The organism is Echinicola jeungdonensis (assembly GCF_030409905.1).
GTDB lineage: Bacteria > Bacteroidota > Bacteroidia > Cytophagales > Cyclobacteriaceae > Echinicola > Echinicola jeungdonensis.
Window position 1 is genome coordinate 1,711,499 of the sequence record NZ_JAUFQT010000001.1, and the last position, 14,214, is coordinate 1,725,712.

General features: G+C 41.2%; 14 protein-coding genes. 13 read left to right on the top strand and 1 reads right to left on the bottom strand.

The window, feature by feature from the left end:
• Positions 1 to 25: 25 nt before the first annotated feature.
• Positions 26 to 448 carry a DUF6970 domain-containing protein gene (locus QWY93_RS07330; protein WP_290247526.1) on the bottom strand — a complete coding sequence of 141 codons (423 nt, stop codon included), beginning with the start codon at positions 446 to 448 and terminating at the stop codon, positions 26 to 28.
• Positions 449 to 844: 396 nt separating this feature from the next.
• Here QWY93_RS07330 and QWY93_RS07335 point away from each other — a divergent pair, with 396 nt between their 5' ends.
• The 13 genes from QWY93_RS07335 (at position 845) to QWY93_RS07395 (ending at position 14,212) form a co-directional block, all read left to right on the top strand.
• On the top strand, positions 845 to 1,480 hold the full coding sequence (locus QWY93_RS07335) for a Crp/Fnr family transcriptional regulator (RefSeq protein WP_290247527.1): 636 nt from the start codon (positions 845 to 847) through the stop codon (positions 1,478 to 1,480).
• 207 nt (positions 1,481 to 1,687) lie between these two features.
• Positions 1,688 to 2,959: an alginate export family protein gene (locus QWY93_RS07340; RefSeq protein ID WP_290247528.1), complete on the top strand. Its 1,272-nt coding sequence runs from the start codon at positions 1,688 to 1,690 to the stop codon at positions 2,957 to 2,959.
• Positions 2,960 to 2,988: 29 nt separating this feature from the next.
• The gene (locus QWY93_RS07345; RefSeq protein ID WP_290247529.1) at positions 2,989 to 4,380 is read left to right on the top strand and encodes a CmpA/NrtA family ABC transporter substrate-binding protein; all 1,392 of its coding nucleotides are present in this window, start codon (positions 2,989 to 2,991) and stop codon (positions 4,378 to 4,380) included.
• A gap of 101 nt (positions 4,381 to 4,481) precedes the next feature.
• A complete protein-coding gene (locus QWY93_RS07350) occupies positions 4,482 to 5,573 on the top strand; it encodes an ABC transporter permease (protein WP_290247530.1) in 1,092 nt (363 codons plus the stop codon).
• A gap of 5 nt (positions 5,574 to 5,578) precedes the next feature.
• Positions 5,579 to 6,463: an ABC transporter ATP-binding protein gene (locus QWY93_RS07355; RefSeq protein WP_290247531.1), complete on the top strand. Its 885-nt coding sequence runs from the start codon at positions 5,579 to 5,581 to the stop codon at positions 6,461 to 6,463.
• 18 nt (positions 6,464 to 6,481) lie between these two features.
• Positions 6,482 to 7,300, top strand: a complete 819-nt coding sequence (locus QWY93_RS07360) for an ABC transporter ATP-binding protein (RefSeq protein WP_290247532.1) — start codon at positions 6,482 to 6,484, stop codon at positions 7,298 to 7,300.
• A 10-nt stretch (positions 7,301 to 7,310) separates the two neighbouring features.
• On the top strand, positions 7,311 to 8,591 hold the full coding sequence (gene hemA / locus QWY93_RS07365) for a glutamyl-tRNA reductase (RefSeq protein ID WP_290247533.1): 1,281 nt from the start codon (positions 7,311 to 7,313) through the stop codon (positions 8,589 to 8,591).
• The gene (locus QWY93_RS07370; RefSeq protein ID WP_290247534.1) at positions 8,588 to 9,040 is read left to right on the top strand and encodes a globin family protein; all 453 of its coding nucleotides are present in this window, start codon (positions 8,588 to 8,590) and stop codon (positions 9,038 to 9,040) included. Before hemA ends, QWY93_RS07370 begins: the two co-directional genes overlap by 4 nt.
• A 125-nt stretch (positions 9,041 to 9,165) precedes the next feature.
• Positions 9,166 to 9,987 (top strand): c-type heme family protein, encoded by an 822-nt coding sequence (locus QWY93_RS07375; protein ID WP_290247535.1) that lies wholly within the window; start codon positions 9,166 to 9,168, stop codon positions 9,985 to 9,987.
• 91 nt (positions 9,988 to 10,078) lie between these two features.
• Positions 10,079 to 10,555: a hypothetical protein gene (locus tag QWY93_RS07380; RefSeq protein ID WP_290247537.1), complete on the top strand. Its 477-nt coding sequence runs from the start codon at positions 10,079 to 10,081 to the stop codon at positions 10,553 to 10,555.
• Between the two features lies 1 nt (position 10,556).
• Positions 10,557 to 11,615 (top strand): ferredoxin--NADP reductase, encoded by a 1,059-nt coding sequence (locus QWY93_RS07385; RefSeq protein WP_290247538.1) that lies wholly within the window; start codon positions 10,557 to 10,559, stop codon positions 11,613 to 11,615.
• 6 nt (positions 11,616 to 11,621) lie between these two features.
• Positions 11,622 to 12,416: a cytochrome c biogenesis protein CcsA gene (gene ccsA / locus QWY93_RS07390; RefSeq protein ID WP_290247539.1), complete on the top strand. Its 795-nt coding sequence runs from the start codon at positions 11,622 to 11,624 to the stop codon at positions 12,414 to 12,416.
• A 14-nt stretch (positions 12,417 to 12,430) separates the two neighbouring features.
• Entirely contained in the window at positions 12,431 to 14,212 is a 1,782-nt protein-coding gene (locus QWY93_RS07395) for a heme lyase CcmF/NrfE family subunit (RefSeq protein ID WP_290247540.1), read from the top strand.
• Positions 14,213 to 14,214 lie beyond the last annotated feature (2 nt).

Consider the following 14,214-nt stretch of genomic DNA (forward strand, 5'->3'; position numbering starts at 1 on the left):
AACATCATAGTAAGGAGGATAAAAATTAAACCTTAATACCCAGAGTGCTATATTTGGGATAAAAATTGCTATCCCCAACTCCTCGTTTTGATTGGCGCTCATCTTTCCAAATCAAAGTCTTTTCAATTTCACCTTCAAAATCAGGGCAATTTCCATCACCTTGGCCGGTGATTCCTCCATCGGGCGCACAAACCTGCTGACATTCGCCATCATAGAGGTAGTCGAATTGGTCACAACAAGGTGAGGTGAAATAATAATATGTTTGACCATCCACCTCCCATTTCCAAACCTCTGTAGGAGGATTGCTGACTTCCTGCTGTGAAATGGTTTTTATTTTTGAAATAACACAATCAGGAACTCCTGCTTTCCAGGAGGTCTCCTCACAGGATGTGAGTGAAAAGGCAATTATCCAGGAAAGGATAAAGGATGAAATCAATTTGATTTTCATAAGAAAGATTTGATCAGAGTCGCTTCAAGTTTTAAAACGGATTTGAAGGAAGTAGGTTAAATTTCAGACTTTATTGTTCAATAATAGAATATAATTTCAAAGGAATGCTAAATGAAATCTTGATATTCTTTATAAAGGTATCAAGGTCAAAAAAACTTGAAGCGTTTTCCAGCCAGTTCATTAGGAACGTTGATCCCACCAGATCCCATTTTTTCTGTAAGAAATTCAAAGATAGGATGTTAGGTAAAAAAGGATTCCAGGTACTTAATGGGGTTTTAATAAAAAATACGTATATTTACGTAAATTAATATTTTGATTATGACTAGTCCGAAGTCTGAATGTGCTTTATGTCCCAATGAAAATTGTATCATAAAGAAAAGCCATCATCTAAGCGAGATGGCGGAATACATTGACAGAAAGCACAGCATGACCTGTAAAAAAGGTCAAAATTTCATTATTGAAGGGGCTCCGGTCCATGGTTTGTACTTTGTAAAAAAGGGCAAGGTGAAAGTGGCTAAAACGGGTTTGAATGGTAAAGAACAAATCGTTCGCTTAGCCAGGGACGGAGAAATAATTGGTCACCGAGGTTTTGGTGCAGGACATTTTTACCAAATCAGTGCTGTAGCATTGGAAGATACTCAACTTTGTAACTTCAATACAGATACATTGAATGAGATGCTGCACAAAATCCCTTCCTTAACTTTTGATTTGATGTCTTTTTATGCGGAAGAGCTGAACCGAAGTGAGACCAAGGTAAAGAAGTTTGCCCAAATGACGGTGAGGGAAAAGGTCATTGATGCATTATTATATATCAACCGAAAATTTGGCCAAAATAAGGGCTATCTCAATATACAATTGTCCAGAAAAGAAATTGCTGATTTTGCAGGGACAAACGATGAACAGGTCATTCGCGTTATTTCTGCTTTGAAAAAAGAAGGCCTAATAGTATCATCCGGAAAAAAACTAGGTATAAAAAACGTAGAATTACTTAGTAAGGAGATCTCCGACCACAATTTCTTTCTTGATAGCTAAACCTATTTAGTAATATTTTAAATATATATATTTTTTATAACCTGCCATATGGCAGGTTTTTTTATGGGTAAAAAAGCGGTTATTACCTGTGCGATATCATATTATCCCCAAGCCCTCCCCCGTAAGTTTGTAAAACAAATACGTAATAATACTTATTTAAATAACTCGAGTTACGTAAGTCAACCGAAAGCAACTAAACAATCTATCATGAAAAAATTTATTTACCTCACTTCAATTTTGGTTTGCCTTATCGCTTATAAGGCGACAGCTCAATTCACCCTATCGGCTGAAGTCCGACCCAGATCTGAATTCAGAAATGGTTTTAAGACTTTGACCGATGAAAGTAAAGATCCCGCTTTCTTTACAGAGCAAAGATCCAGATTGTATATGGATTATATGGACGATAAATTCAAATTCAAATTGGCTCTGCAAGACATTAGAATTTGGGGAGAAACTTCCCAGATTTTTAAAGAGGAGTATGGCAAAACTTTTATAAGTGAAGCTTGGGGGCAGTATTATTTTACCCCCACTTTTTCAGTAAGGGCGGGTCGTCAAATTCTTTCCTATGACAACCAAAGGTTTTTAGGAGGATTGGAATGGGCCCAACAGGGTAGAAGGCATGATGCCTTGCTCTTCCAATACGAAGGTATTGAAAACAAAACCAAACTACATTTGGGATTTGCTTATAACCAAGACGATGATGTTGCGGAACCAGGCTTTTTGCAGGCTCCAGGAGCAGATTTCTATAGTGTAGGTGGAAACTATAAGACCATGCAATTTGCCTGGTTCAATAAAGGATTTGGAAGTAGCAGCCTTTCCTTGTTGGCTTTAAATGCAGGGTATCAAAATGCCGCAGATAGTTCTGTTTCTTATAAGCAAACATTTGGAGCAATTGGGTCTACTAGCTTAGGGGCTGTAAAATTGGCCGGAGATTTTTACTATCAAACTGGATCACAGGGAGGAAATGACATCAGTGCCCTGTTGGCAGGTGTAAATGCCACCTTCAAAACTCCTGTGACTCCTTTGACCCTCGGGGTGGAATACATCTCAGGTGATGATGATCCTACTGATGGCAAAAGCAACAACTTCAGCCCTGACTTTGGTACCAACCACGCCCATAACGGTTTTATGGATTACTTCTTCGTAGGTCCTGCCAATGGAGCAGTGGGGGTAACAGACCTTTACCTAAAAACCAAATTCAATTTTGCCGGTGGTGCTTTGAAGGTGCATGCACATGAATTCCTGACCGGTTCTACTCAAGTTGCCGGTGATGGCTCTGAACTTGAAAAAACCATGGGAACTGAAATCGATTTGGTTTATGGTAAACAGCTAGCTAAAGGAGTGACCTGGAACATCGGTTATTCTCATATGTTCGCTACCGATACCATGGAAGCCCTAAGAGGAGGTGACAAAGGAGCCATTCAAAACTGGGCCTGGACCATGCTGACTTTCAAACCTACCCTGTTTACTTCTAAATAATTCAATTAAAAAGAATAAAGAAAACAAGTATGTTCTCAATCAAGCAAGTTACCGCTAAAATTACAATCCTGGCAGCTGTTGCCTCTACACTTTACAGTTGTGGAGGGAGTGGCACCAAGGGAAATACAACAGAATCGGTCGAGGAATCCAGTTCCTCGACCATACAACTGGAAATTGAAAAGCCACAGTTGACTTTTGGCTTCATCAAATTGACGGATATGGCTCCATTGGCAATTGCCAAAGAACTTGGCTATTTCGAAGATGAAGGGCTTTATGTCACTATTGAAGCGCAATCAAACTGGAAAAATGTGTTGGACCGTGTTATCGACGGTCAATTGGATGGTTCTCATATGTTGGCCGGCCAGCCCATTGCAGCCGGGGCTGGATTTGGCCGACAAGCGGAGCTAGTAACGCCTTTCTCCATGGACTTGAATGGTAACGGAATCACCGTTTCCAATGAAGTTTGGTCTAAAATGAAACCTAATGTGCCAACCAATGGAGATGGAAAACCAAAGCACCCCATCAAAGCGGATGCCCTAGCACCGGTTGTTCAAGAATACAAAAACAGCGGTCGACCATTTAAAATGGGTATGGTATTCCCGGTATCTACTCACAACTACGAGATCAGGTATTGGTTGGGTGCTGCCGGTATCAACCCTGGATTTTATACAGAGGATAATATCCAAGGCCAGGTGGATGCAGATGTTTTGCTTTCTGTAACTCCTCCGCCGCAGATGCCAGCTACTTTGGAAGCAGGTACCATTTATGGTTACTGTGTGGGTGAGCCTTGGAACCAACAAGCTGTATTTAAAGGTATCGGAGTTCCAGTGACCACTAACTATGACATTTGGAAAAACAATCCGGAGAAGGTGTTTGTAATGACCAAGAAGTTTATCGAAGAAAATCCAAACACTGCCATTGCTGTTACCAAAGCGTTGATCCGTGCAGGGAAATGGTTGGATACCCCGGGAAACAGACCTGAAGCAGTGGGTATTCTTTCTAAGTCAGCTTATGTAGGTGCCGACTCTGTAGTTATCGCCAACTCCATGACCGGAACATTTGAATTTGAAAAAGGTGACAAAAGGGAAATGAAAGACTTCAACGTATTCTTCCGTCACCACGCTACTTATCCTTTCTATTCTGATGGTATTTGGTTCCTGACTCAAATGAGAAGATGGGGGCAAATTCCTGAGAAAAAACCTGCTGACTGGTACAGCAATACTATCAAGGATATTTATCGTCCCGATATCTGGGAAAAAGCAGCCAAACTGTTGGTGGAAGAAGGACACCTGGAAGAATCCGAAATCCCACAAACAGATGGTTATAAAGCACCAACATCCGACTTTATTGATGGTAATACTTACGATGGAAAAGATCCGATCGGGTATATCAACAGCTTTGAAATAGGCAATAAAGATTAATTACTGTAGGGTTGAAAGGGCCAATGGGGTTTCTACTGCCCCGGCCCTTTCTTTTCAACTCCAAAAAAAGATCAATTATAGTACACGAAAATTGAAGACTCATGAAAGATAAAACATTAAAAACAATCAGATTTCTTGGACTGGGGTTTATTGAACCTGTCCTTAAGATAATCAATGGGGAAGAACCCAAAAAGAATGCAACGAATTTTGTCAAACAAATAATTTTCCCAATAGCTTCAATATTTGTATTTATTCTGGTATGGCACCTGGGAGCCACTGCCCTTTATAATATGGAAGCAGAAAAAAGAATAGAAAAAGCTAGAACAGAGCAGGGCGAGGAAGCAGCATTGCTGATGAAAGAATGTATTAAATCCGGAGATGTTAGCTGTCAGCCCAATACCCTGCCTTCACCTCATCAAGTGTATCAAGCCTTTAATGCCTTGTGGCAAGACCACATCATGATTTCTGACAAAAAAGAAGATTTCCAGGCAAAAGTGGCGGATACCAATGCCAAAAGAGAAGAAAAGGGGCTTGCCCCCATTGAATATACAGGCCGCCCTTCCTTTGTGGATCAGATCGGCACCAGCCTTAAAACTGTGGCAGCAGGTTTTCTATTAGCCTTGTTTATTGCAGTTCCAGTAGGCATTATTATCGGATTGAGTGATGTATTAAGAAATTCCTTCAACTGGTTGATCCAAATCCTTAAACCGGTTTCCCCAGTAGTTTGGTTGTTATTGGTTTTTATGATTGTAAAAACCCTCATCACCGATCCAAGTATGGACAAATCCTTTATTATTTCCTCCATCAGTGTGGGCTTATGTGCCATGTGGGCCACCTTGGTCAATACCAGCATGGGGGTGTCCAGTGTTGATAAAGATTATATCAACGTATCCAAAGTTTTGAAACTGAACATCGGACAGAATATTTTCAAAATAATTCTGCCTTCCTCGTTCCCACTGATATTTACCGGGCTAAGGATTACGGTTTCTGTGGCCTGGATGGTGTTGATTGCCATTGAGTTATTGGCCCAAAGCCCTGGATTAGGATCCTTCGTTTGGGAGGAATTCCAGAACGGCGCCAATGATTCCAATGCAAAAATCATCGTTGCCATGTTTGTCATCGGTATCATCGGTTTCCTGTTGGACAGGATCATGCTTACTGTACAGAACTTGATGACCTTTAACAAAGCCTAATCACTATGCCAATATTAGAATTAAAAAACGTATCGAAATCATTTGGCTCGGGACCTTCCCGGGTAGATGTCCTTTCCGATATCAACCTATCGGTAGAAGATGGAGAATTTGTAGCCATTGTGGGATTTTCCGGAAGTGGAAAAACCACCCTGATTAATATGGTCAATGGCTTGGAATTCCCGGACAAAGGAGAAGTTTTATTGCACGGTAAACCTATCACCGGTCCAGGACCTGACAGGGGTGTTATATTCCAAAATTACTCCCTTCTTCCCTGGTTGACAGTATATAAAAATGTGAAACTGGCCGTGGACGAGGTATTTCCTAAAATGTCCAAGAAAGAAAAGGACCAACATATCAGAAAATATGTGGAAATGGTAAATCTCAGCCATGCCATTGACAAAATGCCCAAGGAACTTTCCGGAGGTATGCGTCAGCGGGTTTCAGTGGCAAGAGCCTTGGCCATGAACCCTGAAGTGCTGTTAATGGATGAACCGCTCAGTGCTTTGGACGCTTTGACCCGGGGAACCTTACAGGAAGAAATTGTAAAAATCTGGAGCCAGGATCAAAAAACAGCCATCCTGATTACCAATGATGTGGATGAAGGGATCCTCATGGCAGACCGGATTATTCCTTTGAAACCAGGGCCAAAAGCCACCTTGGGACCAGAATTTAAAATTGACTTTGAGCGACCACGAGATGTGACCGAGATCAATAAAGATCCTCAATATAAAAGACTTAGAAATGATATCCTGGAGTACCTGATCGAGGTGGGATCCACCCGTAGGCAGGTAAGTGATCAGAAATACATCCTTCCTGATCTAAAGCCAACCATGCCCGGACGAGTGCGGTTTGGCAAAAAGAAAAAGAGTAATAAGGTAAAATATTTCTAATCGAAAAAAATTATCACCATGGAAGCATTACTAAAAAAAGAAAAACAATTAATACCGCATTTAGCCGGCAAGCCGGAAATGCTGGTATGTAAAGATATCCGAAAAGTGTACCCTACGCCAAAGGGTGATTATGTGGTACTTGATGATTTGCACCTTTCCATCAAAAAAGGAGAATTTGTCTCCATAATCGGACACTCAGGCTGTGGCAAATCCACCCTTTTGACCATGATTGCAGGGCTGAATGAAATTAGTGGCGGAAATGTAATTGTTGACCACGAACCCATACGGGGGGCTGGACCTGACAGAGCGGTTGTTTTTCAGTCCCCTAGCCTTTTACCTTGGTTGACGGCCTTGCAGAATGTAATGATCGGAGTCAACCAGGTTTTCCCTAAAGCCACCAAAGCTGAGAAAAATGACATTTGTAAGTATTATCTGAATAAGGTAGGGCTGGGAAATGATTTTAATAAAAAAGCAACTTCCCTTTCCCAAGGTATGCAGCAAAGGGTAGGTATTGCCAGGGCTTTTGCCTTGAAACCAAAAATACTCTTGCTGGATGAACCCTTTGGTATGCTGGACTCCCTAACCCGGGGTGAGCTGCAGGATGTGCTGTTAGAAATCTGGCAAAAAGAGAAAATCACGGCCGTAGCCATTACCCACGATGTGGATGAATCCATCTTTTTGGCCGATAGGGTCATTATGATGACCAGCGGACCTTATGCCAAAATTGGGGATGAATTGATCATTCCGTTTGAAAGGCCTAGAAACAGAAAAGACGTATTGGAGCATCCGGAATATTATGATTACAGAGGTTATTTGATGGATTTCTTAAACCACTAAACATACGCAAATGAACGAATTGAAGATAGTTAAAATTACCCACAAGGAGGCGGATATTAAAGCACGTGGGCTCTTCACGCTCCCTCATGAAGAGCGCTCCGCCTTTTATCTTCAACTTCGTGATTACTTCAATGTCCAGGAGGCATTGATTATATCAACTTGTAACAGGACGGAAATTTATTATGTCCATCCAGAGAAACTGGATCAAAAAATCATTAAACTTTTATGTGCCCTAAAAGGCCTCCAAGCTGCGGAATACCAACATTTTTTCTCCGCTATTTCTGATGGGCAACAGACCCTGAAGCATTTGTACCGCGTGGCTATTGGTTTGGAATCCCAGGTTTTAGGGGATATCCAGATTTTTGGCCAGGTAAAACAGGCCTATCAGGAATCCAATGATCTTGGCATGTGCCAAACCCTGATGCACCGTGCTTTACATACTTTGTTTTTTACACATAAACAAGTTTGCCAGGAAACGGAATTCAAAAACGGAGCAGTTTCAGTTTCCTACAGTGCTGTAAAACTCATAAAAAAGAAAAAGCTTGGTGGAGAAAACCCAAATATTTTGGTTGTCGGAGCCGGAAAAATGGGTGCCGATGTCTGCAAAAACCTTAATATGTTAGGTTTCCGGCAAATCAGCTTGACCAATAGGACCCTTCAAAAAGCTTTGGATTTAAAAGCCGAACTGTCCATGGAGGTCATTCCTTTCCATGAGTTTATTGGGATTTTGGATCAATTTGACATTGTGATCAGTACCATAGAATCCCCTAAGCCTATATTTACTTCCCCTATTTTAGATAAGGTTTCAAAAAAGAAACCTTTGGCTTGTCTGGATTTGAGTGCTCCTCAAAGCTTTGAAAATGGATTTTTAAATAGATTTTCAGGTCAATATTTCAACCTGGATCAAATCGGTCAATATTCCGAAGATACCCTGCAACAAAGACAAAAGGAGATTCCAAAGGTGGAAAAGCTTATCCTGCAGTCTATTGCAGATTTAAGCCAATGGGTAGAGGAGTATCATTTTACCCGACAGATCAAGCAGTTTAAATCCACCTTGGATCAACTTCGAAAAAGGGCCATGGCTGCTCATCTTAAAAAGTTGGACCCTGATTACCATGAACACATGGAGGAATTTTCCAAATCCCTAATTGACCTTATTGTCAAACTACCTGCTGTGCAGTTAAGGCAGGTATGTGAAAGGGACAGGGCCCATGAACTCAGTGAAACCCTCAATCACCTTTTTAATTTGGAACATCATCAATTCACTAACCATAAACAAAAACGATTATGAGCATTTTCAAATCCCTTTTCAAGAAAGAAAAAAGTCCTATTTCTCCGAAACAAAAAGAATTGGTACAGAGCACCTTTGGCCAAGTAGCTCCTATTGCTCCACAAGCTGCTGAGATTTTCTATAATAAACTTTTTGAATTGGACCCCAGCTTAAAAGGCCTTTTCAAGGGAGATATGAAAGAGCAAGGCAACAAGTTGATGACCATGTTGGCAGCAGCAGTAAAAGGCCTTGATGATATGAAAAGTTTGGTTCCCGTAGTACAGGATTTAGGTAAAAGACATGTGGATTATGGGGTGACCGATGAACATTATGATACGGTTGCGGAAGCCCTGCTTTATACCTTGGAAACCGGATTAGGAAAAGATTGGAATGGAGAAGTAAAAGAAGCCTGGGCTTCAGTATATACCGTTTTAGCGAAAACAATGAAAGATGCCGCCAAGGCAGCTTAATCAGGTCTACCCAAATCACCCTTCGCTTTTTCCAGGTTAAATTAATTTTTACGCCAAGGGCAACCTGGATAAAAAGTTGGTTTCCTAAAAAACACAGATTCAATTACCACTTAAACAACTAGCTTATGAAAACCACTACAATCCACAAAACAAAATGGTACCTGGCACTTGTATTGCTGCTGGGATTTGCCTGCCAACCTTTGCCTGAAGAAGAGTCTGAATCTACCAGTTCTGGAAAGATGTACTCTATTGAGGAAGCTTTTGAAATTGTCGCTGCAGAAAATGATGTCGCCCGTACTTTATATACCAAAGCCATAGTTGGAGAAGGGAAAAAGAATGGTCTAAAATTCCACGAAGACTGGGAAAAAGATGAAGTGGAGGCCGGTCCTCTTCCGGCTTTGTTCCTTAGAGGAATCGCCAGTGATATCAAAAAGAAAGGAGAAATTCCCCTAGGACTGTTTTTAGGCTCCGATTTCCCGGTTAGAAAGTCCAATAAGTTTGTCGGTAAACAAGCTGAATTATTTTCAGAGATCCGTCAAGATGGAAAGCCCAAATATTTTTATGATGAGGAAAGTAAGCTTTATACAGCCATGTTTCCTGATTTTGCAGGGGCCAAACCCTGTGTAACCTGCCATAATGAGCATCCTGAAACCACCAAAACGGATTGGAAAATGGGTGATATCATGGGAGCTACTACTTGGACCTATCCTAGCGATTCAGTTTCCTTTGAAGAATTGCAAGGTATGATCATGGCCTATAGAGATGGTGCTGCTGCTACTTTCCAAAAATACTTGGATAAAACAGAGACCTTCTCTGAAAATGAAACGCCCAAAGTTGGGGATGTATGGCCTTCTGCAGGGTATCAACTGCCTAGCCCTACAGAATTTTTGGACAGTGTAAACCACCTTTCCTCCAAAAATACCTTAAAGGGCATCCTGAAAATGTAAGTAAAAACCTTTCATGAGTCGGAGTTGATTGGGGTGGGCCGCAGCCAGGTAATGGTACACCCCAACTTCTCCCTCTATTAACTCCTTTCCCATGAGCAGATTAGCATTTCTTCTTACCGGAGGCATTCTTTTCCTCCTATTTATTCTTCAAGACCTGATGGGCTGGAGATGGGAATATTTGTATGAGCTTCAAGATGATCAAATGTATCGTCGTTGGTCTGGATTGGGATTGTCATTGATCATCCTTTTCCAGTGGACACTTAGCCTGGTCAGGACGCGACCCAATTGGGAAGAACTCAGCCTTAAATTTTATAATATCCATAACTGGGTGGGTGCGTTGACCCCGCTATTGTTTTACATCCATTCCATGCAACTGGGCTTTGCTTATTTGCTGGTGCTTAGTATTACCTTTTTTGGGAATTTTCTTTTAGGTATGATCAATCTGGATGTGCTTAAAAATAAATCCAAAATCGTGTTTCAGGGATGGATGATCCTGCATGTAGCCTGTTCTTTCTTTATTACCGGACTTACCATCTACCATATCTGGGTGGTATTTTATTACAAATAATATGGGAAAAGCCATTTCATTAAAAATCAAAAAGGTAATCAAGGTCACCCAGGATGCGGTGAGCCTGCATTTCAAACAACCTTTTTTCAAAAAAATCAAATATACCCCCGGCCAATTTTTGACCCTACTGGTGGACATAGATGGGGAGATAGTCAGAAGGTGCTATTCCCTCAACAGCGCACCTGGTGTGGATGATTATATCAGTGTTACCGTCAAAAGAATTAAGGACGGCAGGGTTTCCAATTTTCTTTTTAATAATATCAAAGAAGGAGACAAAATTAAAGTTTTGACTCCCATGGGGAATTTCACCACGAAGCCTGATAAAAACAAAAAGCGGCACCTTGTGCTTTTTGGGGCTGGAAGTGGAATTACACCCTTGATTTCCATCATGAAATCCATCCTCAACAAAGAACCTCAAAGTGTGGTATCCCTAATTTATGGCAACAGAGACCTCGAATCCATCATTTTTGATAAAGAGTTGGCCGAATATAAAGCCAACTTCAATGGCCGTTTAAATTTGATCCATATCCTAGATGATCCAAGGGGGGTGGAGGAATGCTACAAAGGCAGGGTGGAAAGAAGCCAGGTAAAAGGACTTCTTGAAGGTTTACCTTCCTTCCCTGAAGATGAAACAGAATATTATATCTGTGGACCCTCTGGTATGATGGTGGAGGCAGAAGAAGGACTTAAGGCTTGTGGCATACCGGAAGAGCGGATTTTTATGGAGAAATTTACTTCCCCACCACCATCTGCTGAAGAAACCAAGGCAGCTGGACCTTTACTGGAAAACAGGGAAGTTTCCATCATCCATAATGGCAAAACCTACGAAGTACCCGTCAAGGCTGGTACTACTATTTTGGATGCTGCCTTAGATGAAAAAATCAACCTGCCTTATGTATGTATGGATGGCATTTGTGGTACCTGTAAAGCCACCTGTACTTCCGGAGAAGTTTTTATGCGAAAAGGGCATGTGCTTAGCCAAAAAGAATTGGACAATAATGTAGTACTCACCTGTCTCTGCAAACCCCTGACCAACAATGTAGTTTTGGACTTTAAATAATCGGATATGATCGGCAACCTAGGACATTTATCCATCATCATCGCCTTTGTGGGCATTTCAGCAGCTATTTTTGCTTATTTCCAGGAAAACCAGGCTTCTCTGGAGAAGGATAAAAAAAGCTGGCAAATGGTTGCCAGAATTTGTTTTTCCCTTCACAGCTTGGCGGTATTATCCGCCATTGGGATATTATTTGCAATCCTTTTTGACCATCATTATGAATATGATTATGCCTGGCAACATGCTGCTAATGACCTTCCTGTGTATTATATCATTTCCTGTTTCTGGGAAGGCCAGGAAGGTAGTTTTTTGATATGGGCATTTTGGAATGTGCTCATAGGCATTTTCTTGATCCGTTCCTGTAAAAAATGGGAACCGAAGACCATGTTGGTATTTAGCGCGGTTCAGTTTTTTCTGGTTTCTATGGTATTGGGCATTCATATTTCAGATGGGATCAAAATTGGTAATTCCCCTTTTATGCTTTTAAAAGATGTTTCAGATAGTGAAATATTTAAAAGCAACCCAAATTTTATTCCCCAGGATGGAACCGGACTGAATCCCCTTTTACAAAACATTTGGATGGTTATTCATCCGCCAGTAATTTTTTTGGGATTTGCTTTATCCAGTGTGCCTTTTTGCCTGGCCATGGCGGCCCTTTGGCAAAAAAGGCCACAGGATTTTATTTACAAATCCAGTCCCTGGATCCTGGCCAGCGTAGGGGTTCTGGGAATTGGCATTGTGATGGGAGCTTATTGGGCTTATGAAACCTTAAATTTTGGGGATACTGGAATTGGGATCCGGTAGAAAATGCTGTTTTTGTGCCCTGGTTAGCCCTATTGGCCGCCACGCATGGAATGGTCCTTTATAGGAGAAAAGAAAAGGGGCTCCCTCTAACTTTGGCCCTTTCAATGGCCGGATTTATCCTGGTAGTGTATTCGACATTTTTGACCAGAAGTGGCATTTTGGGAGAGACCTCTGTCCATGCTTTTACGGACTTGGGATTATCCGGTCAATTATTATTGTTTCTCATTTCATTTGTCATAGCTGCAGTGGCCATGTTCTTGTATGGACGGAGACAATTGAAGGAAAATGAAGCCCAATCCTCCTTTTTATCCCTTGAATTCTGGATGATGTTGGGCATTTGTTTGTTTTGTCTTTCCGCTTTTCAGGTTTTGTTGCCCACTTCCATTCCGGTTTTCAACGTTTTATTGGAAATGCTGGGAATTGAAAAGAGTCTGGCACCTCCTGCAGACCAGGTGACCTTTTACAGCAAATTTCAAATATGGTTTGGGGTGGCCTTTTGTTTGGCTTCTGGCTTAGGCCAGATTTTTTATTGGAAAAGAATAGCCAGCAAGAAGATGTTGGAAAATGAATTGGGCCTACCTATTATCATCAGTTTGGTATTGACCTCCCTATTTGTTTTTCTGGCCAAAACACAGGATATCAGCTATATTTTTCTGATTGGATCGGCCATCTATCTGATTGCAGTCAGCCTTCAGATAATGGTTCCATTGGTAAAAAATATTCAAAGAACATCCCTTGGAGGCATATTGGCCCATGTGGGAATGGCTGTTATGCTCTTAGGCTTTGTCTATTCTGCTGGGCATCAGAAAATCATCAGTAAAAATATGGCCATTAATGCCCCTGAGAGCAATTTACCCGTCCATACGGTAAGGGACAATTTATTACTCAGTCAAAATGTCCCCAAACAAAATCAAGGATTCGAATTGATTTATAAGGGTGCCCACTACAAGGATAGGGAAACTGGAAAGCTAATCCCCGTCCAGACAACTTTGCCTACCTGGAATGATCATGAGAAAATTATTCAAAATGAATTTTCCAGTAATCTGGGTATTCATAAAGGGGATACCATCACTATTGACCCGGAAAATATATATTATAATATCAGGGTAAGGGAAACAGGCCGCTCAGGATTTACCCTTTCTCCCAGAATGCAAAACAATCCACAAATGGGATATATAGCTTCCCCGGATATTCAAAGTTTTTTTACCAAAGACATTTATACCCATGTCACCAATTTTCCTGATCCCGAAAAGGTAAGATGGAACCCAGCAGAAAAACGGAAAATAAGGGTAGGGGAATCGTTTGAATTGCAGGGGCTCCATTTGACCCTCAATGAGATCAATTTGAATGAAGATCCTCTGGGAATTCCTGAATCCGAGCAGGATTTTCCCTTAGAGGCTTCCGTCACCATTAGGGATCAGTATGGTGTTTACACTGCCAAGCCTATTTATCATATTGATGATAAACGGTCTGTTCGTTTATTTCCAGATGAGATCAAAGCAATAGGCACCAAGGTATTTTTAAGTAAAGTCGATCCGGAAAACCAACAATATGAACTAATGGTGATGACATCTCAGAGGGATTGGATCACGATAGAATCCATAGAAATGCCATTTATCAGTTTGGTCTGGATAGGAGCCCTTTTGATGACCATTGGAATTGGGGTATCCTTTTTTTTCCGCTTAGTGGAGACCAGAGAAAGCCAAATGGAGGAGGATTTTCTTTGGGAAGCTTCCTGGAACGGGCAGTCTTCTTCAAGAATTCAGGTCAAGCCAGAAACATCATTTAACACTTAAAA

What these genes read in the sequence shown, in the direction of transcription:
- QWY93_RS07385 (WP_290247538.1), top strand. Translation starts at nt 10,557, where the DNA reads ATGGGAAAAGCCATTTCATTAAAAATCAAAAAGGTAATCAAGGTCACC.
- QWY93_RS07350 (WP_290247530.1), top strand. Translation starts at nt 4,482, where the DNA reads ATGAAAGATAAAACATTAAAAACAATCAGATTTCTTGGACTGGGGTTT.
- QWY93_RS07370 (WP_290247534.1), top strand. Translation starts at nt 8,588, where the DNA reads ATGAGCATTTTCAAATCCCTTTTCAAGAAAGAAAAAAGTCCTATTTCT.
- hemA (WP_290247533.1), top strand. Translation starts at nt 7,311, where the DNA reads ATGAACGAATTGAAGATAGTTAAAATTACCCACAAGGAGGCGGATATT.
- QWY93_RS07335 (WP_290247527.1), top strand. Translation starts at nt 845, where the DNA reads ATGGCGGAATACATTGACAGAAAGCACAGCATGACCTGTAAAAAAGGT.
- QWY93_RS07375 (WP_290247535.1), top strand. Translation starts at nt 9,166, where the DNA reads ATGAAAACCACTACAATCCACAAAACAAAATGGTACCTGGCACTTGTA.
- QWY93_RS07355 (WP_290247531.1), top strand. Translation starts at nt 5,579, where the DNA reads ATGCCAATATTAGAATTAAAAAACGTATCGAAATCATTTGGCTCGGGA.
- QWY93_RS07380 (WP_290247537.1), top strand. Translation starts at nt 10,079, where the DNA reads ATGAGCAGATTAGCATTTCTTCTTACCGGAGGCATTCTTTTCCTCCTA.
- QWY93_RS07340 (WP_290247528.1), top strand. Translation starts at nt 1,688, where the DNA reads ATGAAAAAATTTATTTACCTCACTTCAATTTTGGTTTGCCTTATCGCT.
- ccsA (WP_290247539.1), top strand. Translation starts at nt 11,622, where the DNA reads ATGATCGGCAACCTAGGACATTTATCCATCATCATCGCCTTTGTGGGC.
- QWY93_RS07360 (WP_290247532.1), top strand. Translation starts at nt 6,482, where the DNA reads ATGGAAGCATTACTAAAAAAAGAAAAACAATTAATACCGCATTTAGCC.
- QWY93_RS07345 (WP_290247529.1), top strand. Translation starts at nt 2,989, where the DNA reads ATGTTCTCAATCAAGCAAGTTACCGCTAAAATTACAATCCTGGCAGCT.
- QWY93_RS07330 (WP_290247526.1), bottom strand. Translation starts at nt 448, where the DNA reads ATGAAAATCAAATTGATTTCATCCTTTATCCTTTCCTGGATAATTGCC.